General features: G+C 64.9%; 21 protein-coding genes. 8 read left to right on the top strand and 13 right to left on the bottom strand.

Annotated elements, in window-relative coordinates; all coding sequences use genetic code 11:
* Positions 1-10: 10 nt before the first annotated feature.
* The 4 genes from ACYVM5_RS03140 to ACYVM5_RS03125 form a co-directional block, all read right to left on the bottom strand.
* Positions 11-2941, bottom strand: coding sequence for a beta strand repeat-containing protein (locus tag ACYVM5_RS03140; protein ID WP_460616722.1), 2931 nt, complete (start codon positions 2939-2941; stop codon positions 11-13).
* A 383-nt stretch (positions 2942-3324) separates the two neighbouring features.
* On the bottom strand, positions 3325-4317 hold the full coding sequence (gene mgrA, locus ACYVM5_RS03135) for an aldo-keto reductase family protein (protein WP_460616721.1): 993 nt from the start codon (positions 4315-4317) through the stop codon (positions 3325-3327).
* Positions 4318-4558: 241 nt separating this feature from the next.
* Positions 4559-5644 (bottom strand): class II fructose-bisphosphate aldolase, encoded by a 1086-nt coding sequence (fbaA, locus tag ACYVM5_RS03130; protein ID WP_460616720.1) that lies wholly within the window; start codon positions 5642-5644, stop codon positions 4559-4561.
* A 224-nt stretch (positions 5645-5868) separates the two neighbouring features.
* Positions 5869-6282: a T9SS type A sorting domain-containing protein gene (locus ACYVM5_RS03125; RefSeq protein WP_460616719.1), complete on the bottom strand. Its 414-nt coding sequence runs from the start codon at positions 6280-6282 to the stop codon at positions 5869-5871.
* A 334-nt stretch (positions 6283-6616) separates the two neighbouring features.
* Between ACYVM5_RS03125 and ACYVM5_RS03120 the strand changes: the two genes are divergently transcribed.
* Positions 6617-6748, top strand: coding sequence for a hypothetical protein (locus tag ACYVM5_RS03120; RefSeq protein WP_460616718.1), 132 nt, complete (start codon positions 6617-6619; stop codon positions 6746-6748).
* 16 nt (positions 6749-6764) lie between these two features.
* Here ACYVM5_RS03120 and ACYVM5_RS03115 read toward each other — a convergent pair whose 3' ends face one another.
* The 9 genes from ACYVM5_RS03115 to ACYVM5_RS03075 all read right to left on the bottom strand — a co-directional run bounded on the left by ACYVM5_RS03115 (position 6765) and on the right by ACYVM5_RS03075 (position 17484).
* Positions 6765-7373: a tetratricopeptide repeat protein gene (locus ACYVM5_RS03115; RefSeq protein WP_198067631.1), complete on the bottom strand. Its 609-nt coding sequence runs from the start codon at positions 7371-7373 to the stop codon at positions 6765-6767.
* Complete coding sequence (locus ACYVM5_RS03110) at positions 7361-8554, bottom strand: hypothetical protein (RefSeq protein ID WP_460616717.1); 1194 nt, start codon at positions 8552-8554, stop codon at positions 7361-7363. Before ACYVM5_RS03110 ends, ACYVM5_RS03115 begins: the two co-directional genes overlap by 13 nt.
* Entirely contained in the window at positions 8551-10923 is a 2373-nt protein-coding gene (locus ACYVM5_RS03105; protein WP_460616716.1) for an urea transporter, read from the bottom strand. The genes ACYVM5_RS03110 and ACYVM5_RS03105 overlap by 4 nt, the downstream gene beginning before the upstream one ends.
* 147 nt (positions 10924-11070) lie before the next feature.
* Positions 11071-12417 (bottom strand): type III PLP-dependent enzyme domain-containing protein, encoded by a 1347-nt coding sequence (locus ACYVM5_RS03100; RefSeq protein ID WP_460616715.1) that lies wholly within the window; start codon positions 12415-12417, stop codon positions 11071-11073.
* Positions 12418-12597: 180 nt separating this feature from the next.
* Entirely contained in the window at positions 12598-13656 is a 1059-nt protein-coding gene (locus ACYVM5_RS03095) for an ATP-grasp domain-containing protein (protein ID WP_460616714.1), read from the bottom strand.
* A 6-nt stretch (positions 13657-13662) separates the two neighbouring features.
* A complete protein-coding gene (locus tag ACYVM5_RS03090) occupies positions 13663-13902 on the bottom strand; it encodes a PqqD family protein (RefSeq protein WP_460616713.1) in 240 nt (79 codons plus the stop codon).
* 159 nt (positions 13903-14061) lie between these two features.
* Positions 14062-15972, bottom strand: coding sequence for a T9SS type B sorting domain-containing protein (locus tag ACYVM5_RS03085; RefSeq protein WP_460616712.1), 1911 nt, complete (start codon positions 15970-15972; stop codon positions 14062-14064).
* Positions 15973-16062: 90 nt separating this feature from the next.
* On the bottom strand, positions 16063-16257 hold the full coding sequence (locus ACYVM5_RS03080; protein WP_460616711.1) for a hypothetical protein: 195 nt from the start codon (positions 16255-16257) through the stop codon (positions 16063-16065).
* 51 nt (positions 16258-16308) lie between these two features.
* Positions 16309-17484, bottom strand: a complete 1176-nt coding sequence (locus tag ACYVM5_RS03075; protein ID WP_460616710.1) for a cytochrome-c peroxidase — start codon at positions 17482-17484, stop codon at positions 16309-16311.
* Positions 17485-17790: 306 nt separating this feature from the next.
* On the opposite strand from ACYVM5_RS03075, the gene ACYVM5_RS03070 reads away from it, so the two are divergent.
* From ACYVM5_RS03070 to ACYVM5_RS03040, 7 genes are all read left to right on the top strand, one after another.
* Positions 17791-18900: a sensor histidine kinase gene (locus ACYVM5_RS03070; protein ID WP_460616709.1), complete on the top strand. Its 1110-nt coding sequence runs from the start codon at positions 17791-17793 to the stop codon at positions 18898-18900.
* On the top strand, positions 18879-19691 hold the full coding sequence (locus ACYVM5_RS03065; protein WP_460616708.1) for a LytR/AlgR family response regulator transcription factor: 813 nt from the start codon (positions 18879-18881) through the stop codon (positions 19689-19691). Before ACYVM5_RS03070 ends, ACYVM5_RS03065 begins: the two co-directional genes overlap by 22 nt.
* A gap of 73 nt (positions 19692-19764) precedes the next feature.
* The gene (locus ACYVM5_RS03060; RefSeq protein WP_460616707.1) at positions 19765-19989 is read left to right on the top strand and encodes a DUF1153 domain-containing protein; all 225 of its coding nucleotides are present in this window, start codon (positions 19765-19767) and stop codon (positions 19987-19989) included.
* A 121-nt stretch (positions 19990-20110) separates the two neighbouring features.
* The gene (kaiC, locus tag ACYVM5_RS03055) at positions 20111-21850 is read left to right on the top strand and encodes a KaiC family protein (RefSeq protein ID WP_460616706.1); all 1740 of its coding nucleotides are present in this window, start codon (positions 20111-20113) and stop codon (positions 21848-21850) included.
* A 46-nt stretch (positions 21851-21896) separates the two neighbouring features.
* Positions 21897-22223: a thioredoxin domain-containing protein gene (kaiB, locus tag ACYVM5_RS03050; RefSeq protein ID WP_460616009.1), complete on the top strand. Its 327-nt coding sequence runs from the start codon at positions 21897-21899 to the stop codon at positions 22221-22223.
* A gap of 8 nt (positions 22224-22231) precedes the next feature.
* Positions 22232-22567, top strand: a complete 336-nt coding sequence (locus ACYVM5_RS03045; RefSeq protein WP_460616705.1) for a circadian clock KaiB family protein — start codon at positions 22232-22234, stop codon at positions 22565-22567.
* Entirely contained in the window at positions 22564-24276 is a 1713-nt protein-coding gene (locus ACYVM5_RS03040) for an ATP-binding protein (protein WP_460616704.1), read from the top strand. Before ACYVM5_RS03045 ends, ACYVM5_RS03040 begins: the two co-directional genes overlap by 4 nt.
* The last annotated feature ends 42 nt before the right edge of the window (positions 24277-24318 follow it).

Below are 24318 nucleotides of genomic sequence, written 5' to 3'. Positions count from 1 at the left end.
AGGGCATGACTTAATCGGCTTTGACTACGGTATAGGTTACTTTCACATGCGCCAGACGCAGGTTGGCGTTGTTATCGCGGGTGTCGAACCGCAGCCGGTACCGGTACTGGGCCGTGTTGGTGGTAATCACCGGCGCTCCCGAAGCCAGGTTCAGCGTTTGGTACGACGCGGCGCTTCCGGCAGACTGGTCGGTGGCAATCAGGGGAGGAACCGCCGTAGCGAAAGTGCCATCGGCTAGAGAAATGGTTTCCAGAAACACTTGGACGCTGTTGGTCGCATCGGCATCGTAGACCAAAGCGGAGAGCCCATTGACGGTGGCGCCGTCGGGCAGGTAGACATCGGCATACACCGAGCGCGTCGTGCCGGCCGTGCCGTTGGCAATGGCCCCGGAGAGCACCGCCGAAGGGCCGAAAGCATTGAGCTGCCAGCTGGCCGCGGCCGTGGGCTGGAAAGCCGATGCGCCCACGGCCACCGCTCTGGTTTGCAGGGTGGAGTAGTTGTAGTTGCCGCCAGTCTGCACACTACCGGTCGCTTGCACCGTACCCGAGAACTGGGCGTTGCCATTTACGTCCAGCGCGGCTTGCGGCGCGGCCACGCCCACGCCCACGTTCCCGCTGGCCTTCACCACCAGCAGGGGCGCGGTGCTACCGCCAGACGGCGCTTTGCTCACCAGCAGGGCCGTGGTGCTGGCCCCGCGCGTGCCGTCTACTTTCACGGCCAAGCCATTGGCCCCGTTGCCAGTACCGTTGTTGGCCAGTACGGCGGCGTAGCTGTTGTTTTGTTCGGTCAGCCAAGCTAGGGCGCTGCTACCGGGCAGCACGTTATCGGAAGGCAACAGCAGCTGGGCGTTGTCGGTGTTTGAGAGCAGGCTGATGGGGTCGTAGGTGCCCACCCCCACGCGGGGCGTGGTGGAGCTGTAAACGGTCAGAGCGGCTTTCTGGCCGGTGCTGCCATCGTAGGGGGGCGTGCTGCCGCCCGAGCCACCCCACAGGCCCAGTCCGCCATCTACGCTGACGCCCACGGTGCCTTTCACCATCCCGATACCCACAAAATTCTCGCCGTTGACCCCCTCGCGTAACGCAAGCCGGGTTTCCGGCGTGCTGTAGGCCGGGAAGCCGTTATCGCCCAGGCTCACCCGCGAAAATGGATACGGATTGTTGATGCCAATGCTTACGGCATCGAGATTGGTACCGCCAAGCACAAGGGCATTGCTGCGGCCCACCTTGGCATTGTGGCCAATGGCGCCTGCGTTCTGCAAGTTGGCGTAAGTGGATGCAACAACATCAGCGCCAGCCCCCAGCAGTACGTTATTGGAGCCGGTTTCTACGGTCGCGCCCGCGCTTTGTCCCACAAACGTGTTGCCCGTGCCCGAGCTGATGCCCCGCCCCGAGAACGTGCCAACCCCCACGTTTCCATCCCCCGTGCTGCTGCCGCTGCCCAAGCCGCTCTGATAGCCCACCCAGACGTTGTTTACGCCGGCGCCCAGATTCACGCCGGCCTGGGTGCCCACCGCTACGTTGTGCAGGGCGCCAGTAGCGCTTCGGCCTGCCGAAGCGCCCAGCAGGGTGTTGTCGGTTCCGGTGCCCAGCGCGGCACCCGCCTGCGAGCCCAGCGCCGTATTGCGGCTGCCCACGGCATCGGTTCCGGCCAGGTTGCCAATCAGCGTATTATCGGGCGTGGCCACGGCTTGCGCGCCCGCACCCTGCCCCACAAAGGTGTTGGCCGTGGCACCCACGTCGAGCGCCGCGCCGGCATTCACGCCCAGCATCACGTTGGTGCGCAGGCCGGCCCAGATGGCCCCGTTGGCTTTCAGGCGCATAACTTCGGTGTTGTTGACTCGGAAGGGCACTTCCACGTTGTCGGTCGTGCCCAGGAAGCGGCCATTCGGCAGGCCGACGTTACCGGTGGTGTTCCAGAACTCGTTCTGACTGCCGGGCACGGGCTGCGCACTCAGCTGGCCAAAGTTGTCGGCAAATACGGCGCGGGTGCCGCTGCTACCTAGGCTGCTGAAGCGCGCCGTGCCCACCACATCCAGGTTGGCGGTGGGAAACAAGGTGCCGATGCCCACCTGCCCGACCGGGTTGGCGTACAGCGCGGCCGTGCCGGGGTCGATGTAGTACACCACGAACTTGAGGTCTGAAACGGAGTTCAGCGCCGTCGTGTTGGCAAAGGCCTGGCCGCCCGCGTAGGGGTTGCCACCACTGGCGTAGTGCGCCAGCACGTTGCTTCCCAGACTAAAGGAATACTGCTGGTTCATGAGCGGGTCGGTGGGGGTGGGCAGCACAATGCTCGTAGCCGTAGTGATGGGGCCCGCCGTGTAGTTCACCGTCTGCGAATAGATGGCGGGCGCTCCGGCCGAGGGCGTGCCTTGTTGCAGGCGAAAAGTGCCGGAAGTGGTGGCACCCGGCGCCACAAACACGTCAATCTGGGTGATGCGCGCCCCGAGGGGCAGCGAAAACGTCTGGCCCGGCCCCACGCCTGTGGCGGTGGTGGTCACGTTGCTGGTAAGCTGGCTTAGCTGCGCCGGGGCGGGCGCTCCACCGTTTTGGGTGAGGCGAAACTCGCCATTGTACAGGTCCAGCGCCGTAGCAGGGGCATCGGTCCCAATGCCCAGCCGCCCCCCGATGACGCCGTTGTTGCCGATGTTGAAGCTGGCGCCCGGCTGCACGGTGGTCTGGTTCTGGATGTAGCTGCCGGTGGTGCCGCCCGTACCCAGGGGGGCCGTGCTCAGGTTGCCGTTATCGTCGGCCGTGACCACCCGCACCCCGGTGCCGCTCAGGCCCCGCACCCGGGTCGAGCCGTTCACGTCGAGGGTTTGGGTGGGTTGGGTAGTACCGATGCCCACGTTTTGGGCCCAGACCATTTGGGGCTGGCCCAGGGCCACAAGTGCCAGCGCCAGCGGGGCCGCCCAGCGGTGGCGGGCGGGAATACAAGAAGTCAAAGAATAAAAGTTGCAGTACATAGAAATGAACTTCGGGTACCAAAAAAACAGCGCCCAAAAGAGGCGCTTTGTTATTATTTGGATAAGCTATATATGAGACAAAATTATGCAAAATCCTTGTAAAAAATCCTCATTATGTGGCAATAACATTTGTTTCTGAACAATAGAGCATGATTATGGGCAACTGGCCAACGGGCTAGCTCGCCCCGGGCAGTTGGAAAACCAGTAGTAATTCTGAGCACCAAAAAAGCCCCGGCACTGCGCAGTGCCGGGGCTTTTTTGGTGCTCTCACTGGTCAATGAGCCGGGCTTGGTGCCGGGACCACACCGAATGCTCGATAGCAACCAATGGAGCACAAGCTGACCGGAAGTATGCAGACCGGATTAGTCCCTTAGAACCGCCTCAATCGTCGCCAGCTCCTCTGTGCTGAACGTCAGATTCTCTAAGCAGCGCAACGAGTCATCGAGCTGCTCGGGCTTGCTGGCGCCGATGAGCACGGACGTTATTCGCTCGTCTTTCAGGAGCCAGGCGAGGGCCATTTGGGCGAGACTTTGGTTACGGGTTTGGGCGAGGTCGTTAAGGCGACGGACCTGGTCGAGGCGCTCGGGCGTGAGGTTGGTTTCGGTGAGGAAGCCGACGCCTTTGGCCACGCGAGAATCGTCAGGGATGCCGTGCAGGTACTTGTTCGTCAATAAACCCTGGGCAAGGGGCGAGAACGGGATGCAGCCCACGCCTTCTTCGCCCAGCAGGTTGAGAAGGCCGTCTTCGACCCAGCGCTCAAACATGGAATATTTGGGCTGGTGGATGAGGCAGGGGGTGCCCATTTCGCGCAGCAGCATGAAGGCTTCGGATGCCTCGGCGGGCTTATAATTCGAAAGGCCCACGTACAGGGCCTTGCCCTGGCGCACGATGAGGTCGAGGGCGGCCATGGTTTCGGCCAGGGGCGTGTCGGGGTCGGGGCGGTGGTGGTAGAAGATGTCGACGTACTCCAGGCCCATGCGTTTCAGGCTTTGGTCGAGGCTGGAAACCAGGTATTTCTTCGAGCCCCATTCGCCGTAGGGGCCTTCCCACATGTGGTACCCGGCTTTGGTCGAAATGATTAATTCGTCGCGGTAAGGCCGGAAATCTTCGCGCAGAATGCGTCCAAAATTCTCCTCGGCCGAGCCAGGCGGCGGGCCGTAGTTGTTGGCCAGGTCGAAGTGCGTGATGCCCCGGTCGAACGCCCGGCGCAGGATGGCGCGGGAGTTGGCCAGCAGGTCCACATCGCCGAAATTATGCCACAGGCCCAGCGAGAGGGCCGGCAGTTTCAGGCCGCTGCGGCCACAGCGGCGGTAGGTCATTTCCTGGTAGCGGGTGGGGCTGGGCTGGTAGGACATGGCGGTTGGGATGTTGTGAACGATAAACTCCCCTCCTTATCAAGCAGGGGATGTTTTCACGAAGTGAAAACGGGGGTGGTTAGGGCGTTGAACGACTTGCGAAAGGCCCGAAACGCAAACGACACCCGAACATAGCACAAAGGCCTCGTTCGGGTGTCGTTCAACGATTCAACCACCCCAGTTCAGCCTGGCGGCTGAACGTCCCCTCCTTGGTAAGCAGAGGAGTGGTCGGGCAATCAGACTAGTAGCGGCGGTTGATGGCGTTCAAATCCTCAAACGCCGATTTCAGGCGGGCCGAGAACGACTCTTCGCCTTTGCGCAGCCACACGCGCGGGTCGTAGTACTTCTTGTTGGGCGAGTCGGCCCCGGTGGGGTTGCCAATCTGGCCCTGCAGGAAGCCTTCGTTCTTCACGTAGTAGTCCTTGATGCCTTCCCACAGCGCCCACTGCAGGTCGGTGTCAATGTTCATTTTGATGGCGCCGTAGCTGATGGCCTCGCGGATTTCTTCCTGCGAAGAGCCCGAGCCACCGTGGAACACGAAGTCGATGGGCAGGGCCTCGGCGATGTTGTGCTTTTGGCGCAGGAACTCCTGCGAGTTGTGTAGAATCTTGGGCTGCAGCTTCACGTTGCCGGGCTTGTACACGCCGTGCACGTTGCCGAACGCGGCCGCGATGGTGAAGCGCGGGCTCACTTCGCTCAGCTGCTCGTAGGCGTAGGCCACTTCCTCGGGCTGGGTGTAGAGCTTGCTCGAATCCACGTCGGAGTTGTCCACGCCGTCTTCCTCGCCGCCGGTCACGCCGAGCTCAATCTCCAGCGTCATGCCGATTTTGGCCATGCGCTCGAGGTAGCGCTTGCAGATTTCGATGTTCTCCTCAATCGGCTCTTCCGACAAATCGAGCATGTGCGAGCTGTAGAGCGGCTGGCCATACTGCTGGAAGTGCTTTTCGCCGGCCGTGAGCAGGCCGTCAATCCAAGGCAGGAGCTTCTTGGCGGCGTGGTCGGTGTGCAAAATCACGGGCACATCGTAGAGCTCGGCCATCAGGTGCACGTGCTGGGCCCCCGAAATGCCGCCCGCGATGCTGGCCTGCTGCTTGTCATTCGGCACCGACTTGCCGGCGAAGAACTGCGCGCCGCCGTTCGAGAACTGGATGATAACCGGCGAATTCACCGCCTTGGCGGTTTCGAGCACGGCGTTCACGGTGTTGGTGCCGGTCACGTTCACGGCGGGCAGAGCGTAGCCGTGGGCCTTGGCGTGCTGGAAGAGGGCCTGCACTTCGTCGCTGTGCAGCACACCGGCGCGCAGGCCGGTAAGGGTTTGGTCAGCCATAAAAAAAAGCTATGCGGCGGGGCCGCGGTGGGAGGTGAAGCAAAGTAAGCAACCGAGCCGTCGCCCGCGGCGGCCCAACGGCAAAGTACGGGCGGCGCTGCCTAACCTGAAAGGTTTCGGCCAAACGAATGCGACCGCCGGCCCCGTAGCCCAAAAAAAGAGGCCGACCGTTGCAGCGGTCGGCCTCGGGCAGCACAAATCAGCCCACTCACTTTCAGTCGTCTTTATACAAGGGTCATTTGCTTCGCCTGTTGGAATATTCCGAACCGGTTGCTAACCTGTAGTCTGTAAATATAGTCGCCAGCCGGCAATCCCAAGCCCTCCAGGTTCAGCTTTATATTTTGGGCACCGGCGCTACGGCCTTTACGCACCACCCCGGCCATTTTTCGGCCCAACTGGTCGAACAAATCGAGATGAACGTCGGCCGGGGTTGGCAGGGTGAAGGGGACGGTGGTTTCGCCGGTGTGGGGGTTGGGGTAATTCTGCCCCAGCACAAAAGGGCTGTCTGCGGCGCGCGGCGCACCGGTTCCATCGCCGGTGCGGTGGTGCCAGGGCATGACATCGGGCGAAATGGCGCAGCCGCTGCTGGGGGCAGTGGCAACGTCATAAGGGGTGACGTAGCCGGGGGCGTCGGTCATGGGAAAAACAAGCAATGCGTGAGAAATAGGCAATAATGATGGTAGGGGATAGAGTAGCAGCAAGCAACAGACCAAAGATGGGCGACTAAGCGCGTGATTATGACTGATAATCGACGGCTTAGTTTAAAAAGTCGATGAACATTAGCTCCGTCACTCCCAATGGTTTTGCTTCAAGCCAGTGCTGCCTGGTGGCGGCCCGGAATGGCTCCTACCGGGCAGTGGTCGGTGCGAGGGCGGGGCTGGCCGATTGGGTTTGAAGCCCTGGCTACGGCCCGGCACCTTTGACGCAGCAACCCGGCCCGCCGGCGCTTTTCCTTACCCATTTTCTTTTGCTATGCAGCGCTTCGAAGACGAATTTGACACCCAGCTCCGGTCGGTCCTGAAAGCCGATGAATACGCCAAGCTGCAAGCGCAGCGCGCCGCCCAGCGCCGGGCCCGCCGCCACGGCCGCCGGCCTCGCGCCTGATGCGGGGCGGCCTGCGCTAAAGGCGGCGCAGGCCGGCGGTGGCGGCGGCATCGCCGGGCCGGATGAGCAGGGCCTTGGTGTAGAGGGCGCGGGCCTCGGCTTTCTTGCCGAGGTTGAGGTAGGCCCAGGCCAGCGAGATGTTGGAGTCGTAGTCGAACGGGTAGAGGTTTACGACGTGCTCGAAGTAGCGTGCGGCTTGGCCGTAGGCCTTGCGGTTGAGGTAGATGACGCCGGTCCAGTAGTTGGCCTGGGTGTTCTGGGGGTCTACTTTCAAGATGCCTTCGTAGGTGGTCAGCATCTTCTCAATCTGGCCCAGCGCGTTCAGGGGCTTGATGAGGCCGAGCTTGGGCTCGATGGCATAAGGGCGCTGCTCCACGGCTTTCTGATAATGGGCGGCGGCGGCGGGGTAGTTTTTGGCCAGAAAATAGAGCCAGCCCAGACGCAGGTTCTGCTCGTAGGTGCCGGTGTAGACGCCCTTGATGGGCGCGATGGCCTCGGCGTAATCGGCCTTGGCCTCGGCGGCGTAGCTGGTGGCGAAGGCGGCAGACTGGTCCGGGGCCTGGGCGGCGGCCGGCACAGCATACACGAGGGCAGCGGTGGCGAAGGTCAGCTTTACCAGGTCCATGCGAGGGCGGTACTAAGGGATTGCAAGTTATAGCGGGAGGCGTCGATGGCGTCTCGGCGGCGCTCCAGGCCGTAGCTCAGGCGCAGGGAGAGCCGCTCGGGCAGCAAAATAAGCAGGCCGGCCCCGGCGCGGGCCTGCAAGGGGTCGAGAAGGTTGTACACGTAAAGCCCGTCGAGCTCGGCTAGCACCGGCACCTGGCCCAGGCCGCCGTACACATCGAGCCACACGCGGCGGTGCAACCGCCCGCCCGCGCCCAGCAGCCCGTGCGGAAAGCTGCGGCCGTTGGAGCGCACCACGCTGGCCTGCCCGAAGCCGTAGAGGCGCAGGTTGCCGAGCGGGTACACGGTCAGGCGCAGGTCGGTTTGGGCACGGGCCGTGTCGGTGAGCGTGCCCAGGTACTGGCCCGCCTGCACTACGAAGTAGGGCCAGGCGTAGGCCAGGGCGGCGTAGCCAAGGTGGCTGGCGGGCGCTTCGAGGCGGCCGAAGTCGCTGTTCAGGTAGTGGTAGCCGAGCAGGGCCCGCCAGCGCGGGCTGAGCTGGCCGGCCAGCAGGGCGTGGTACTCGTGCTGGCGCACGGGGTATTCGTCGCCGTGGCCGTGCCGCTGGTGGTCGGGCAGCTCAATGTTCTGGCCGAAGTAGCTGAAGTTCTGGCTCAGGCTGAAGCGGGGGCTGAGGCGAGTACCCAAGCCCAGGCGCAGGAATCCGGCCGGACCGCGGTGCTCGTGGCGTACCGACTGCCCGCTGGCTTCCACCTCTACCCGGCTCAGGAGCTGGAAGCCGTTGAGGTGCAGCGGCCGGCGGAGCGAGTCGGGCAGACCGCGCGCCACCAGGGCGGCGGGGCCGGGCTGGTTCAGGCCGAGGTAGGCGAGGGCCAGCCCGTAGCGGGCGATGGTATCGACGGGGTTTTCGCGCAGGGCGTGGCCGTAGTGGCGGATTGCTACCGCCGGCCGGTCGCGGGCCAGGGCGGCCTGGCCTAGTCGGCGGCGCAGCCCGGGGTAGTCGAGCCCCAGGCGCAGCACGGCGCGTCCCACCGAGTCGAGCGCGGCCCAGCGGTATCGCCGGGCCAGGGTCTGGATGAGGCTGTCGGTGGCCTGATAATCGGGCACGGGGGCCTGGGCGCGGGCGGCGGTGGCCCCGGCCCCGGCCAGTAGCAGAAGCAGTAAGACGAATAATTTCCTCATGCGCCGGCCACTGTGCAGGTGAGGGTGAGGTTGCCCGTGGCCCGGCGCACGCGCAGCTCGGCCAGTCGCCCTTCGGCAAAAAGCAGCTCGGACGCCTGCACCTCGCGGGCGCGGCCGAACCCGGCGACGGCCACCCGGCTGCGAAGCCGCACCGGGCCGCCGGGCCAGTGGCCGGCCGTGGCGGGCAGCTCTTCGGCCCAGAAAGTAGGGCGGAGGAAGCGGTAGAACGGGGCCAGCACGTCCTGCGCCCACGTCAGGACGGGATTGCGCACCACGGTCAGCGGAAACTCGTCGTGCACCGTCTGGCCCGCCAGGCTGGCCAGTGGAATCCGGTAGGCGGCCTGGTAGAGCAGGTAGAGCCACGAGTTTTCATCGCCGTAGAAGGCCGTGCAGTAGAACACCGACTCATCGCCGGCGAAGTAGAGCACGGCTCCCGTGCGCTGGCAGCGCAGGTAGGCCAGATTATAAGCATCGGTGAACACCTCCCAGCGCTGGACCGGGGCGGTGGGCACGGCGGCATCGCGCACGTCCAGCGCGTAGCCGGGGGGCAGGCGCAGGGCCTGGCTCAGGGTGCGGTTGATGGCGGGCGGGCTCACGATTTCGCCCGCCATGGGCACGGCGAAGTGGCGGAGCTGGGAGGTGGGGCCAGTACTGACAAGCCCGGGTGCTATCCTACCGTTGTTAGGCACGCTTTCGCCGGAGAAGAAAGGTACCCTACCAGTATTAGGCATGCTTTCGCCGGAGACGAATGGCACCCTAACACTGGTAGGCATACTTTCGCCGGAAGCGACAGGCACCCTAACAACCGTAGCCGGCGCGTCGGCTTCGGCCACGAAATACGCCAGCGGGTACGCCACGGTGCGCGACCCCACGTAGGGCGTGGCCTGCACCTGGAAGTGCAGGTGCGGCTCGGGCGAGCGGCCGGAGCTGCCGCAGGTACCGATGATGTCGCCGCGCTGCACGTAGTCGCCCACCTTCACCGGCACCGAGTGGGCGCGCAGGTGCGAGAGCTGCGTGAACAGGCCCGGTGCGTGGCGCAGCACCACGGTATTGCCCCAGTTCTGGCGGGTGTTCACCTCGCCGATGGCGTTGTCTTCGATGTGCTGGATGACCTCCTCCACCACGCCGTCGGCGGGGGCCAGTACGGGCTTGTTGTAGGCGTAGTAGTCGCTCAGGCTAAGGCCCGAGCCGTGGTAAGTGCGGCCGTCGGCATCGGTGATGGCAAAGTCCAGGGCCTGGCCCCAGTCGCCGAGGTGGGTGGGGCCGCCGCTTAGGTAGCCCTGGGTGCAGGTCCACGCGCCCCGGAAGGGGAGGGTGAGGGCCACCGCGCCCTGGTGGGCCAGCCGCACCCGCGCCGTGGCATAGGCGTAGAGGTTGCGCTCGGGCGAGTAGCGCTGGATGGGGGTAAGCACGAGGCCCGCGCCCGGCCGCTCGCGCAGCAGCAGTACGTATAGGAACAGCAGCGCCGTGGCGCAGTAGGGCAGCGAGAGGGCCGGCAGCCCCAGCCTATCGAGCACGGCCGTGAAGCCGGCCAGCGCCACCACCGTCACCGGCACGCTCAGCAACGCCCACCCGTAACTGGCCGCCGAGGGGATGACGAACACGCCGCCCACGGCCACGGCTGCCACCACATAGTTGGCCCCCAGGTTGTAATCCAGCGGCCCGCTGCCCGCCGGCCCCGTGAGCAGCAGCAGCCCATACGCCCCCAAAAAGCCCAGCACCGACAGCGAAAACGCAATGCGCGAATGCCACAGCAGCCCGGCCGCCACCAGCAGCCCGGCCAGCGCACTGTCCTGAAACAGCACCGCGCTCAGGGCCCGCAGGTAGGTGGCCAGCAGCGGCGGCCAGGGCCAGTCGCCCACCCACTGCGCGGCCTGTACCAGTCGGGGGCCGCCCAGGGCGTAGGCCTCGTTCAGCCAGTAGATGCCGCCCTCGGCCGCCGGCAGGTGCAGCAGCGGCCCGGCCCCCAGCAGCAGCACCCACACCGTGCCCACAAAGGGCAGCGACAGCGCCGGCAGCCCACGCCCGCCCAGCCAGCCGCCCAGGGCCACGCTCAGCAGCAGGGCCAGGCCCGCGCCCACCACCACCAGCCCCGCCAGCCCCCAGCCCGGTGCGAAGAACGAGGCCAGCGCCAGCCCGGTGAGCAGGGCGTTGAAGCTGTACGCGCCGCTGTCCGTCCACTCCCGGTTGAAGCCGCCCAGCCGCGCCCCCGCCACCGCCAGGCAGGTGCTGGCCAGCCCCGCCGCCCCCACCACCGGGTGCCCGAACGACACCGCCAGCAGCACGGCCGCAAAGCCCCGGTGCTGCGAAAAGAACAGCATGGCGTAGCTGTGCAGCACGGCGCGGAAGAAGGAGGAAAGGGAAGGCATAGGGACGTTTAGCGGTAGACGTTAAAGGGTCGAATGAAAAACAACTGTCATCCTGAGCGGAGCGAAGGACCTTATCCCGCCAGCAGTGGCTTGTCGCGAACCGTTCGGCGGTGATAAGGTCCTTCGCTCCGCTCAAGATGACAACGATTATCCCGCCAGGTGCGCCGGCACCCGCTCCAGCTGCTGCAGGTACGCCAGCGTCTCGGCGGCTCTTATTAGGTGGGTTTGGCCGGCCTCGTCCACCATCACCACGTTGGGCCGCAGGTTGATGAACTGCTGCCACTGGCTCATGTTGTAGGCGCCCACTTTGTGCACCACCACGGTATCGCCGGGGGCGAGCAGGGGCAGGGCGATGCTGTCGCGCAGCTGGTCGATGTTCATGCAGAGCGGGCCGTAGAGCACGGTGGGCTCGGTTTGGTTAGAGAATTCGCGGGTGGGGCTGATGTGGTGGTCGTACCAGAAGGAAGTGAACAGCAGGTTCACCCCGAAGTCGAGGATAGTGGCGCGGCGGCCGTCGGCCAGCCGCTTATTGGCCAGCACCGTACCGATAAGCGAGCCCGCATCATCGACCAGCGCCCGGCCGGCTTCCAGCACCAGCAGCGGCAGCTCATCCGCCGGGAAGCCTGCGCCCAGCAAGGCCCCGGTGATGGCTTCGGCGTACTCATCCAGCGGCGGCACGGTATCGGCGGCGGGCAGGTAGGCGCCTTTCAGGGTGTTGGTGGAGGGGAAGCCGCCGCCCAGGTCGAGGTACTGCACGGCCGTGTGCAGCTCGCGCTGGCAGCGGCGGGCCAGGGCCGCCAGCTTGGTGGCTGCCGTGCCGTAGGCCTTGGGCTGGAGCACGTAGGTGCCGATGTGGCAGTGCAAGCCCACCAACGCCAGTCGCTCCGAGGCCACCACCCGACCCAGCGCCTGCCAGGCCTCGCCATTCTCCAGGTTGAAGCCGAACCGGTCCCACTGCGGGTAAATGCCGGCGTCGAGGTTCACGCGCAGGGCCACGCGGGGCCGGGTGGCGCGGCCGGCCGCCACGTCCAGCAGCAGGTGCAGCTCATCGGCATTGTCGAGGTGAATCACGGCATCGACCTCACACGCCCGCTCCAAATCGGCCCGCCGCTTGCCGGGACCGTTGAAGAGGATATGCGGGCCGGGCACGCCGTTGAGCAGAGCCTTTTCCAGCTCCATGCCGCTCACCACCTCCGCCCAAGCGCCCTCCTGGTGGAAGGTGCGGCACACGGCATTCAAGTAGTTCGTCTTGTACGACCACGCCATTTGCACCGCCGGGTAGCGCGTGCCGAAGGCCCGCACGGCGGCCTGGTAGCTGCGCCGCAGCTGCCGCTCGCTCAGCACGAACAAGGGCGAGCCGAACCGGGCCACCAGCTCCGCCACGGGCACGCCATCGAGGGCCGTGGTGGGTGCGGCCCCGGCCCGCGGCCCGAATTTGTGCAGCGCGCCGGCCGTAAGCTTGCGGATGGTGGGACGTTCGTAGGGTTGTTTCATGGGTGGGTGAGGAAGCGGGGAGGCAAGGGCGGAAACGGGCGAAACAAAGTCTGTCATCCTGAGCGCAGCGAAGGACCTTATCACGCTTGCGCCGTCTGCTATTGCTGCTAATCGTGCAGCCGTGATAAGGTCCTTCGCTCCGCTCAGGATGACAACCGTTGCTCCTTGCTAAGCGTCGGCTCAAAGTTCGCCCAGCGCGGCCACTTGCTGGAAGTTGGTGTGGTCGGTAATCAAATCCCAGGCGTAGCGCACGAACATCTTGCCCACGGCATAGCTTTCCATCATGGGCACGGGCAGGCTCAGGGCCAGGCGGAGCAGAGCGGCGGGTTGGTTCTGGCCGGCGGCGGCCGTGAGGTAAATCCAGGCCGGGAAGCGGGGGTTGATTTCGAGGATAACCAGCTCATCCGTGGCCGTGCGAATCAGTTCCAGCTCGAAGCCGCCGCGCCAGCGCGTGGCCTCGGCAAAGCGGCGGGCCAGGGCCAGCAGCGACTCGTCTTCCAGGGTGATGCCCGCCCAGGCCTTGCCCCGGTCCGTGATGGTGAGCTTGCGCATAGGCACCGCGCTCAGGGCGCGGCCGTGCCCGTCGCCCAGCCCGGCAATGTTTATTTCCTGCCCCGCCACAAACGCCTGCGCGATGAGCGGCACGCCCCACAGCCCGCTCAGCCGCCCAAACGCCTGCTCGGCCTGCGCCAGCGAGTGCACCACGGCGGCATCGTAGTAGCGGCCCTTCAGCACCAACGGCCAGCCCAGCGCCTCGGCGGCGGCCAGCAGCTCGAAGGCACTGTGCAGCGGCCGGCTGGCCGGCGTGTTGAAGCCGTGCGCCGCCCCGAAGGCGGCCAGGTTCAGCTTGTCGCGGGCATCTAACTGGGCCAGCGTGGGCAAAAAGGTGTGGATGCCTAGCGCCCGCAGCTCGGGCTCCAGCTTGATGAAGTTGAACAGCTCGGCATCGAAGTTGGGGATGAGCACGGCCATGTCCTCCCGCTCGCGGATGTGGGCCAGCCGCGCCAGCAGCGCCGCCGTGCCGGCCGCCGGGTAGGGCAGCTGGTAGGTCTTGTCCACCAGTTCGCGCAGGTAGATGCCCGGCTCCAGCGCCTCATAACTCAGCCCGATAATGCGGAGGTCGAAGTCCGTAGTCTCACGCAGGGCGCGGATAACGGCCACGCCCGGGCCGGGGCTGTCGGTGGCGTTGAGGCCGGTCACGGCCACGGTCAGGCGCGGGCGGGAGTTGGGAAGGGGCACAGCGGGTTAGTCTAGCAGGTTGAAGTCGCGCAGCTGCGCCAGCAGGTCGTCCCAATCCTTTTCGAGCTGGCCGGGGGCCACGTCGTAGCGCTCCAGAATGTCGGCCTTGATGGCGGCCGCGTCCAGCCCGGCCTTGGCGCGGGCCAGGATGTCGGCCGCCAGCGGGTTGGCCGCGAAGGAGTCGCCGGTGGCAGGATTGAAGATGAATCCGGCCTCGCTGGTGGCAATGTTGGGCTTGAGCTTCATAAAGGAGAAAGACAACCGCAAAGGTGGCGAATAGCGGTAGAGACGCAATATTTTGCGTCTCGTCGTTGCTGATGTTGTTATAACTGCACGGGCGGTGCGGTACCGGCCGTGCAACGACGAGACGCAAAATATTGCGTCTCTACATCGTTCAGGAATCCGTTACGGAATCACCTCCACCCAGCCCTTGAACTTGCGGCCATCGGTGTACGTGGCGAGGTAATAATACAGCCCGCCCACGCCCTGCCCGCCCCATTCAAACCCGCGCTCGGCCGAGGCAAACACCTGCTGCCCCCAGCGCGAGAAAATTTTGATGCCCGCAAATTTATTGTCGCAGAAGTCCACCGGCAGGTCGGGCATGCGGAGGAAGTCGTTCAATCCGTCACCGTTCGGCGTGATGACGTTGGCTGGACGGAAGGCCGCCTCGTTGGCCACCGGCACCACCTCGAAGCGAATGGCCCGCTCCTGCGGGAGCGGCACGCAGGGGCCGGTTTCGGTCAGTTTGAAGTGCACGACCAGGCCACCAGCGCTGCCCATCGCCGCCACGGCTGCGCAAGTGGGTTCCCACGCAAAGGTGCCATCGGCCTGCCCCGCGCCGTTCTGCGCTGCAAACTGCATGCCCACGGCAGCCAGGTCGAAGCTCTCGCCGGTAGCGCTAAGGGCCAGAGCGTTGCGGTCGGCATCGGTGCCGGCCAGGGTGGCGGTGTAGCGCTGGCCCAGCGTCACGCGCACCACGGTGGGCGCGGCATCGGCGGTGGGGGCCGGGGCGGGCGGGAAGCTGCTGGTGAGCACCGGGGCCGCGTTGGGGGCCTGCGTGGCGGTGAAGGCCACGCGCACGGTGTCGTGCTTGGGCAGGCTGCAGCCGTTATCGGCCACGATTAAGTCGAGCAGATATACCTTGCCTTTGGTATCCGAGCAATCGGGGAAGCAGAGGGTGGCGTTGAGCGTATCGGGGGCGCCGGCGGCGCGCACCGTGCCGCTGGTGCTGGTGGTGAAGGTGGGCGCGGGCACCGTAAAATTGACCGCCCGCGTGCTCATCGTGAGCACCGAGTTAGGGTCGGGGTCGGTGTAGCGAATGGTGAGGCAGCGGTTACCGCCGGGCAGCAGGCGCAGCGTGTCGCGGCCGGGGCGGTAGAGCGTGGCGCTATTAGCGGCGTGCACCTGCAGCTTGGGGGCCACGTTGGTGGGGCAGTTCAGCACATACAGCTGGAAATCGCGCCGCGTCTCGCCAATCTTCACGCCCTTGCGGTATTCCGAGCAGCGCACCCCAAACACGAACAAGCCCAGGCTGTTGGCCCGCACCGTGAGGCGGCCGGTGTGCGCATCGATGCCCAGCGCCGGGGTGCCCGGAATCTGATTGGTGGCGCTCAGGCCCGGGTTCCAGGTGATGGGGGCGTAAGGCGCGGCGCTGGGCAGCGGCGCGGTGTTGCCCACGGCGGCCGTGGCGTGGCCGTTCAGCGGCGTCACCATATCGTAGATGAGCGAGTCGCCGTCCACGTCCTGCCCGCCAAAATCGTAATAAAACAACTCGCCCCGGCACGCATAGTCGCCCAAGGGCGGGAAAATGCGCGGCGTGGAGTCAATGAAAGCCGCGCCATTGCGGACGACGGCCGGAAATTCGAGGTAAAAGGTCTGGGCCGCGCCGCCGGGGTTCACAATGTTGCTGATGCTGATGTTGCGGCAGCAGCGCTCCACCGCCACGTAATAGCCGCCGGCATTAGCATAAGTGGCGGCGTCCAGGGTGATTTCCTTGGTGTACACCAGCTTGCGGGTGCTCAGCGAGCCCACGGAGCAAGCCGGGTTGGTGTACTGCACGAAGGTATTGGCGGTGAGCGGCAGCGTAATGTTCACCACGCGCTGGTTGGTGGCCTTTACAAAAATGCTGGCCACAAGGCTCGGGTCCAGGGCCTGCGGGTCGCCGTTGATGGCATCAAAATACAGGTTGAGGCTGAGCGTGTAGGTGCTGCCGGACTTGTACTGCAAATCCAGCTCGCCGCCCACAATGTGCGTGGCCGACGCTGCCAGCGGCAGCAGCAACAGCAGCAGAAGACCAAGCGAGCGGAGAGTATTCATAGTGATAATGAAGATAATAAATAGGATGGCGGCAACCTAAGAACCTCACCCCCTGGCCGAGGCCGGGAGATGAGGTTCCGCTGCGCCGGATTAGTTAGCGCCCGTGCCGGTACCCGTACCCGTGGTGGTCGTGGTCGTCGGCGTGGTAGTGGTGGTCGTCGTCGTGGTTTTCTTGGCGCAGCCGCCGTTGGGGCTCACGTTTTCTTTCTCGCAGCCCGAGAAGCTGCTCATGGAGCACAGCAGCGCCGCGGCACTGGCAAAGCGTAGGAAGTTGGTAACGCGCATAAAAGTTGGTTGGGGAAAAAGGTTGAAAAATGGATACTGATGAAAGGAAGGCTAGTGGATGTTGCCGCCCACGGCCAGGCCGCTGGGCACGGCGGTGGGCACGGTGCGGTCGTAGCTGGCGGCGGTGAGGGATTGCAGAAAGGCGATGATGTTCTGCGGGTTGGTCACGCGGCCCGGAAACAGCGGGTCGCGCTGGCCCACGCTCACGTGCGGGTTGGCCGAAGGGGCCTGGCCTCCGCGGCCGGGGTCGTAGAAATTGAGCACGGCCTGCAGGTTGGGCAGCGTGCCACTGTGCATGTAGGGGGCGGTGAGGGCCACGTTGCGCAGGCTGGGCGTGCGGAAGGCATAGCTGCCATTCGCGCCCGCGTCGGAGGCGGGGTTTTTGGTGTTGTCGGCCACGCCGAGAACGTGCAACTGGTAGTCGCTGAGCATCGGGCCGCTGTGGCATTTGGCGCAGCCGCTGGTCACGAAATCATTCAAGCCCTGCACCTGCTGGGCCGTGAGGGCACTTTTATCGCCGCGCATGTACTGGTCAAAGGGCGCATCGGTAGCCACCAGCGTGCGCTCGAAACAGGCAATGGCCTTGCCGATATTGGCCGCCGTGATGGGCGTGGCCTCGGCAAAAGCGGCGCTGAACAGCGGCCCATACGCCGCGATGCCCCGCAGCCGCGCCACCACCGAATCGAGGGCCACGCCCTCGGCGTATTGGTGACCGCGCATTTCTTCCAGTGTGGCCACGGGCATCAGCGACTGCGTTTCGAGCGACTGCGCCCGCAGGTCCCAGAACATGGCGGCCGTGGCGGGCTGGTAGTTGCCATCGGTGGCCATGCCGTTGAAAGCGGTGTTGAGCACGCTGGGCGTGTTGCGTTTGTTGAAGGGGAAATCATTGGGGGCGCGGAAATGGCGGGCGGTACCCAGGCCCTGCCCGTTGCTGCCAATGGCCAGGTCGATGGCATCGGCGTAGCCGCTGGCGGGGTGGTGGCAGCTGGCGCAGCTCACGTCCTTGCCACCCGACAGCACGGGGTCCCAGAACAGGGCGCGGCCCAGCGCGATTTTGGCCGGGCTGCTTGGGTTGGTGGCCGGGGCGGCTGCCACTTGCGGCAGCGCCGTGAGGGTAGCCAGTTCGGCGGCGTTGGGCGTGGCGGGCTGTTTCTGGCAGGCCACTACCACCAGCAGCACGGCGGCACCCACCATCGAAGCAACCCGGGGAAGTAGAGACGAAGCCATGGGAATATCGGAGGAAGAGCGGAGTTGAAACAGCAGGTTTGCCGGCCCGGGGAGCGGTGGGACTGGTTCAAATTTGCAGGCCCTCTATAGGCTGGTCAAACTGCAATCGGCGAGTTACTATCCGGCGTCGCCCATTCGCCCATTTTGCACCCCAAATGGCGCGGCCGAAAGCTGCCCCTTCGCCTCCGCGCCCGCCAGCGGCCCAAAGTGCCGACTGGGCGATATCCGGCCCCGGCTGGCCGATGCAAGGCCCGGGTAGGCGGGCCCCGGTTGTAGCTTGCGGAGCAATTCCTTTTCAGCACTAATATGGCGTTACCGCTACTCCGTTCGGCTTCCACGCTGCTGCTGCACGCCCTGGTCTGGGGCCTGGTGGCGGTGCTTTTGGTGGCCCAGCAGCCCGATTATCCCGGCCCCAAACCCACCGAGTTCTGGCTGACGCAGGCCGTGGTATTTGGCCTGCTGGTGGGCGTGTTTTACCTGAATGTGCTGTGGGCCGCGCCGCGCCTGCTGTACGGTGGCAAGGCCTGGGCCTACGTGGCCCTGAATGCCGGGCTGGTGCTGGCGGTGCTGGCCATTCATCAGCAGGTGGAAACCCGCCTGGGCGTGCCTGAACTGGTGGCCACCGCCCGCGAGGCCGTGCTCAACCCGCCCAACCCGTGGTCGGGGCCGCGCCCGCACCCGCAGCTGGGCCCCGAGGAAGGCCGCCCGCTCTTCAACACCGGTGTGCTGCTGATTACGCTGCTGGTGCTGGGCATTGCCACCAGCCTTGCGGCCATGCAAAAGGGCCAGCGCGACGCCGAAAGCCGCCTGGAGCTGGAGCGCCGCCAGGTAGCCACCGAGCTGAGCCTGCTCAAAGCCCAGATTAACCCGCACTTCTTCTTCAACACCCTCAACAACATCTACGCCCTCACGCTGCTCGATGCCGACCAGGCCCGCGCCGCCCTGCACCGCCTCTCGCGCATGATGCGCTACGTGCTCTACGAGTCGCCCGCCGGCCACACGCGCCTGAGCCAGGAAATCAGCTTCCTGCGCGATTATATTGAGCTCATGCACCTGCGCCTGACCAACAAAGTGCAGGTCAATTTTGAGATGCCCGACCCGCTCAGCCCCGACCCATTCATCGCGCCCATGCTGTTTCAGCCGTTCGTCGAGAATGCGTTTAAGCACGGCGTGAGCGCCACCGCGCCCAGCTGCATCACCATCGAATTGCGCCAGCCCACCGCCCACGCCGTCGAGCTGTGCGTGCGCAACACCGTATTCCCCGACCGGCCCGATGATGACGACGAGCCCGGCGGCATCGGCCTGGTCAACACCCAGCGCCGCCTCGATTTGCTCTATCCCCACGCCCACACCGTGCGCGTAAACCCCCGCAACGCCGCCAACGAATACGAAGTATGCCTGCACCTGAATCTGTAACCCCCGCCCCGGCCGCCGCCCCGTTCGTCATCAACTGTGTAGCCGTCGACGACGAGCCGCTGGCCCTGGGCCTGGTCTGCTCCTTCATCGAGCAAACCCCGTTTCTGCGCCTCGTGGGCCGGCACGAAAGCGCCGTGGCCGCCCTGCGCTCGCTGCACGAGCGGCCCGACGCCCAACTGCTGTTCCTCGACATCAAAATGCCCGATTTGAGCGGGCTGGAGCTGGCGAAAGTATTGCAGCACGGCCCGCGCGTCATCTTCACCACGGCCTTCAACCAGTACGCCCTCGAAGGCTTTCGCGTCGATGCGCTCGACTACCTGCTCAAGCCCTTCGACTATCAGGAGTTTCTGCGGGCCGCCCTCAAGGCTAAAACCTACTTCGAGATGAAGCAGGCCAGCGAAATGCCCGCGCCCGTGCCCGCCTCCGCGCCACTCAATTCACCAACTCCCCAACCCACCACCGCGCCCGAGGAAGACTACATCTACCTCAAAGTGGAGTACCAGCTGGTGCGCGTGCCCCTGGCCGACATCGTGTACGTGGAGGGCCTGAAGGACTACGTGAAGGTGCATCTGGCCACCCAGACGCGGCCGCTGCTCTCGCTCACCAGCCTGCGCGGCATGGAGGAAAAGCTCCCCGCCAGCAAGTTTTTGCGCATTCACCGCAGCTACATTGTGGGGCTGGGCCACATCCAGTCGGTGGGGCGCGGCACGGTGCAGATTGCCGGCGAAACCCTGCCCGTGAGCGACGGCTACCGCGAGGCTTTTGACCAGTTTTTCAGCCGCTGGAAATAAACTTTGGCGCGGCCCCACAATCCGATTAACCTTCACGCTGCGTTAATATTTGCCGTTCTATCTTGCCTGAGCTATGAGCCAGAACCAGCCCGAATTCTTCGATACCGACGGCCGGCCCGCGCCCGCCGATGCCACCGCCGAAACCGCTGAGCGCAAGCTCAAAGTCTGGGCCGTGCTAAATGCCGTGGACCAGGGCCTGATGAGCACCGACGAAGCCTGCGCCGCCTACGGCATCAGCCCCGCCGAGCTGGAAGAGCACCGCGCCGGCTGGCTCGATTTCGAAGCCGGCAGCCGCTAATTGCGCGTCCAGCCTGGAATTAACTTGTGGAGTCATTTGTCTGAGTGCCCGGCCGTGCTTTTTGCATAGCCGGGCTTTTTTTATTTCAACTGCTACCTTTAGCTGTTCATAGCACTTCTTCATGCCTGAAAATTTTCCCGCTACTGCCCACGCCTTACCCCAGCTCCCTAAAGCCCCCACGGGCATCGAGGGCCTCGACGAAATCACCGAAGGCGGCCTGCCGCTGGGGCGGCCCACGCTGATTTGCGGCAGCGCCGGCTGCGGCAAAACCCTGATGGGCATCGAGTTCCTGGTGCGCGGCATTCTGGAATACGATGAGCCGGGCGTGCTCATGGCCTTCGAGGAAACCGCCCCGGAACTGGCCGCCAACGTGGCCTCGCTGGGCTTCGACCTGAAGGACTTGCAGGAGCGCAAAATGCTGCGCCTCGACCATGTCCACGTCGACCGCTCCGAGATTGAGGAGACCGGCGAGTACGACCTCGACGGGCTATTTATCCGGCTGGGCTACGCCATCGACAGCATCGGGGCCAAGCGCGTGGTGCTCGACACCATCGAGGCGCTGTTTTCGGGCTTTCCGAACCAGGGCGTGCTGCGCTCGGAAATCCGCCGGCTGTTTCACTGGCTCAAGGAAAAGGGCGTGACCACCATCATCACCGCCGAGCGCGGCGAAGGCACGCTGACCCGCCAGGGCCTGGAAGAGTACGTATCGGACTGCGTGATTCTGCTCGATAACCGGGTGATTGACCAGATTACTACCCGCCGGCTGCGCGTGGTGAAGTACCGCGGCAGCACCCACGGCACCAACGAATACCCCTACCTCATCACCGAAAACGGCATTTCGGTGCTGCCCGTTACCTCGCTGCGGCTCAACCACGCGGTGTCGAACCACATTGTCTCGTCCGGCATTCCGGCCCTCGACGAAATGTTTGGCCTGCGCGGCTACTACGAGGGCAGCAGCGTGCTCATTACCGGCACGGCTGGCACGGCCAAAACCACTCTGGCCGCCGGCTTCGCCGAACGAATCTGCCGGGACGGGGGGCGCTGCATCTTCTTTGCCTTTGAGGAGTCGCCGGCACAGCTGCTGCGCAATATGGCGTCGGTCAACATCAACCTGAAAGAGCATGTCGACGCTGGCTGCCTGCTCATCGAAGCCAGCCGCCCCACCCTCAACGGCCTGGAGCAGCACCTCGTGACGCTGCATCGCCTGGTGAAGGAGTTCAAGCCCACGGCCGTGGTCATCGACCCCATTACCAACCTCATCAGCGTGGGCAACGTGAACGAGGTGCGCAGCATGCTCACCCGGCTTATTGATTTCCTGAAAGTTAATGGCATCACCGCCTTGTTTACGGCGCTGGTGAACGGGCGCAGCTTCCAGCAGGAGATGACCGAAGAAGGCGTGTCGTCGCTGGTCGATACCTGGATTTCGGTGCGCGACCTGGAAGGGGTGGGCGAACGCAACCGCGGCCTGAGCATCCTCAAGTCGCGCGGCATGGCGCACTCCAACCAGGTACGCGAGTTCGTGGTGACTCCGCACGGCATCGAACTGCTGGACGTGGTACTCGGACCCACCGGCATCGTGACCGGGGCCAGCCGCCTCACCCAGCAAATGAAGGAGCACGCCGAAACGCTGGCCGCTCAGCAGGAAGCCGACCGCCGCGACCGCGAGCTTGAGCGCCGCCGCCGCATGCTGGAAGCCAACATTGCCAACCTGCGCACCGAGTTCGAATCGGTGGAGGAGGAGCTGCGCCAAATCAGCTCCAACGAGCAAAACCGCCAGCAAACCCTGCTCAGCGGCAATCAGCGCATCACGGCCGCCAACCCGCCGGCCCCCAGCGCCCCCACGGCCGAAAGCGGCCAGTAACCCAAACCCCCGGAATGCCGTAGCATCCCATTCCACCCCCCGTTTTATGGCAGAAGTAGCCGCAGTTGAATTAGAAGAAGAAGGCCTCCAGGAAACGTGGGAACTGCGCTTGTACGTGGCCGGCCAAACGCCGAAATCGGTGACGGCCCTGGCCAACCTGAAAAGGTATTGCGAGCAGCACCTCAAAGGCCGCTATAAGCTGGAAGTGGTTGACCTGCTGGTAAATCCGCAGTTGGCTGAGGGCGACCAGATTCTGGCCATCCCCACGCTGGTGCGCAAAGTGCCCGAGCCCATCCGCAAAATCATCGGCGACCTCTCGAACGAAGAGCGCGTACTGGTCGGCCTCGACGTGCGCCCGGCCACGAGCAAATAACCGCGCCCATGGAACCCTTTACGGACCCCCTGGCCCCGCCGGAGCCCGCTGGCCCCGAGTACGTGCTGCACCTCTACATCACCGGGGCTACGCCGAATTCGACGCGTGCCGTGCGCAACATCAAAGACATCTGCGAGGAATTTCTGAAAGGGCGCTACGAGCTGCTGATTGTGGACATTTATCAGCAGCCCGACCTGGCCCAGCGCGAAGACCTCATCGGCGTGCCCACGCTCATCAAGCGCAGCCCCGGCCTGGTGCGCCGCCTCGTGGGCGACCTCTCGGACCGTGGCCGGGTGTTGAAAGCGCTGGGCATCAACCCATCAGCCGACGAACAAGCGCTATGAGTGAGTCTGCGCCCTCCGCCGCCGAGCTGGTCCGGGCCAACGAGGAGCTGCGCGAGCAGCTGGAGGAAGCCCACGACCTGATTCACGCCATTCGGACCGGGGCCGTGGATGCGCTGGCCGTGCAGGGGGCCGAGGGGCCGCGCATTTTTACCCTGCAAGGGGCCGACCAGAGCTACCGCACCCTCATCGAGCAGATGAACGAAGGGGCGCTGCTGCTGGCCGAAGACGCTACCGTGCTCTACTGCAACGCCAGCCTGGCCGAGCTGCTGCACTGCCCGCTGGCCGAGGTGATGGGCCGCAGCTTTGACGAATTTGTGCCGCCGGGCTTCAAGCAAATCTGGGCCGCACTGATGGACCGGGGCTGGGCCGGCAAAAGCCGCGGCGAGCTGCCGCTGCAAACCCAGACCGGCGCGCTGCTGCCCTTCTCGGTGTCGATGAACGTGCTGGAATTCAACGAGACGCCGGCGCTGGCCGTCATCGTCACCGACTTGTCGGCACAGCGCGAAATCACGGCCATTCGGGCGCAGGTGGCCGAGCAGAATGCCCTGCTCGACCGCAAAAACGAGGAGCTGAAGCGCGAGGAAGCCGCCCGCCTAGCCCACGAGCGTGCCGCCGCCGAAGCCAGCCGCGTGCTGGAAGGCATCCCCCAGATTGCCTGGACCGCCAACCCGCAGGGCATCAATACCTCCCTCAACCGCCGCTGGTTCGACTACATTGGGCAGGAAAACGCGCATGGTTCCGACCAGGGCTGGGTGACGCACCTGCACCCCGATGACCGGCCCGCCTCGGGGCAGCGGTGGGTGGAGTGCCTGGCCTCCGGTGAGCCCTATGAAGTGGAATACCGCTTCCGCAACCGCGCCGGCGACTACCGCTGGATGCTGGGCCGGGCCCTGCCCTCGCGCAACGCGCAGGGCGAGATTATCCAGTGGATTGGCACCTGCACCGACATTCACGAGCAGAAGCTGGCCCTGGAGCGCATCGACCAGGCCCAGCAGCAGCTGCGCGACAACAACGAGCAGCTCACCCGCGCCAATGTCGACCTCGACAACTTCATCTACACCGCCTCGCACGACCTCAAAGCGCCCATCAGCAACATTGAAGGCCTGCTTACGGCCCTGCTGCTGGAACTGCCCGCCCCCACGGCCCAGAGCGAGGAAATAAGCCCCCTGCTCGACCTGATGCAGGATTCGGTGAACCGTTTCAAGCGCACCATCGAGCACCTCACCGAAGTGTCAAGGCTGCAAAAGGAGCACAGCGGCACCACGGTGGCCGTCGACCTGGCGGCCGTCGTCCACGACGTGCGCCTCGACCTGGAGCCCCTCATCCAAAGCACTGCGGCCCAATTGGAAATCGACGTGGAGGCCCCTACGGTGTTGTTTTCTGAAAAGAACCTGCGCTCGGTGGTGTTCAACCTGCTCAGCAATGCCCTGAAGTACCGCGCCCCCACGCGGCCGCCGCACGTGCGCCTGCGCACCTGGACCGAAGCGGGCCACACGGTGCTGGAAGTGCGTGATAATGGCCTGGGCCTCGATACCGCGTATGCCGACCGGCTGTTTGGCATGTTTCAGCGCTTCCACGACCATGTGGAAGGCTCGGGCATTGGCCTGTATATGGTGAAGAAAATGGTGGAAAACGCCGGAGGCCGCATCGCCGTGGCATCAACCTTGGGCGAGGGCAGCACGTTTACGGTTCACTTCGTTAATCAATGACCTGCCCCGTTCCAGTGCGCCGCTTTGCGGGCGGCGGGACGC

This window comes from Hymenobacter ruber, assembly GCF_054783255.1.
The sequence above is the reverse complement of the archived record's forward strand: the minus strand, read 5'-3'. Positions and strand labels throughout refer to the sequence as shown.

Bases quoted from the DNA above. Each gene is read 5' to 3' on its own strand.
- ACYVM5_RS03075 (WP_460616710.1), bottom strand. From the start codon at position 17,484: ATGGCTTCGTCTCTACTTCCCCGGGTTGCTTCGATGGTGGGTGCCGCC.
- ACYVM5_RS03125 (WP_460616719.1), bottom strand. From the start codon at position 6,282: ATGACCGACGCCCCCGGCTACGTCACCCCTTATGACGTTGCCACTGCC.
- ACYVM5_RS03065 (WP_460616708.1), top strand. From the start codon at position 18,879: ATGCCTGCACCTGAATCTGTAACCCCCGCCCCGGCCGCCGCCCCGTTC.
- ACYVM5_RS03100 (WP_460616715.1), bottom strand. From the start codon at position 12,417: ATGAAACAACCCTACGAACGTCCCACCATCCGCAAGCTTACGGCCGGC.
- ACYVM5_RS03115 (WP_198067631.1), bottom strand. From the start codon at position 7,373: ATGGACCTGGTAAAGCTGACCTTCGCCACCGCTGCCCTCGTGTATGCT.
- mgrA (WP_460616721.1), bottom strand. From the start codon at position 4,317: ATGTCCTACCAGCCCAGCCCCACCCGCTACCAGGAAATGACCTACCGC.
- fbaA (WP_460616720.1), bottom strand. From the start codon at position 5,644: ATGGCTGACCAAACCCTTACCGGCCTGCGCGCCGGTGTGCTGCACAGC.
- kaiB (WP_460616009.1), top strand. From the start codon at position 21,897: ATGGCAGAAGTAGCCGCAGTTGAATTAGAAGAAGAAGGCCTCCAGGAA.
- ACYVM5_RS03045 (WP_460616705.1), top strand. From the start codon at position 22,232: ATGGAACCCTTTACGGACCCCCTGGCCCCGCCGGAGCCCGCTGGCCCC.
- ACYVM5_RS03080 (WP_460616711.1), bottom strand. From the start codon at position 16,257: ATGCGCGTTACCAACTTCCTACGCTTTGCCAGTGCCGCGGCGCTGCTG.
- ACYVM5_RS03040 (WP_460616704.1), top strand. From the start codon at position 22,564: ATGAGTGAGTCTGCGCCCTCCGCCGCCGAGCTGGTCCGGGCCAACGAG.
- ACYVM5_RS03070 (WP_460616709.1), top strand. From the start codon at position 17,791: ATGGCGTTACCGCTACTCCGTTCGGCTTCCACGCTGCTGCTGCACGCC.
- ACYVM5_RS03090 (WP_460616713.1), bottom strand. From the start codon at position 13,902: ATGAAGCTCAAGCCCAACATTGCCACCAGCGAGGCCGGATTCATCTTC.
- kaiC (WP_460616706.1), top strand. From the start codon at position 20,111: ATGCCTGAAAATTTTCCCGCTACTGCCCACGCCTTACCCCAGCTCCCT.
- ACYVM5_RS03085 (WP_460616712.1), bottom strand. From the start codon at position 15,972: ATGAATACTCTCCGCTCGCTTGGTCTTCTGCTGCTGTTGCTGCTGCCG.
- ACYVM5_RS03110 (WP_460616717.1), bottom strand. From the start codon at position 8,554: ATGAGGAAATTATTCGTCTTACTGCTTCTGCTACTGGCCGGGGCCGGG.
- ACYVM5_RS03105 (WP_460616716.1), bottom strand. From the start codon at position 10,923: ATGCCTTCCCTTTCCTCCTTCTTCCGCGCCGTGCTGCACAGCTACGCC.
- ACYVM5_RS03120 (WP_460616718.1), top strand. From the start codon at position 6,617: ATGCAGCGCTTCGAAGACGAATTTGACACCCAGCTCCGGTCGGTCCTG.
- ACYVM5_RS03060 (WP_460616707.1), top strand. From the start codon at position 19,765: ATGAGCCAGAACCAGCCCGAATTCTTCGATACCGACGGCCGGCCCGCG.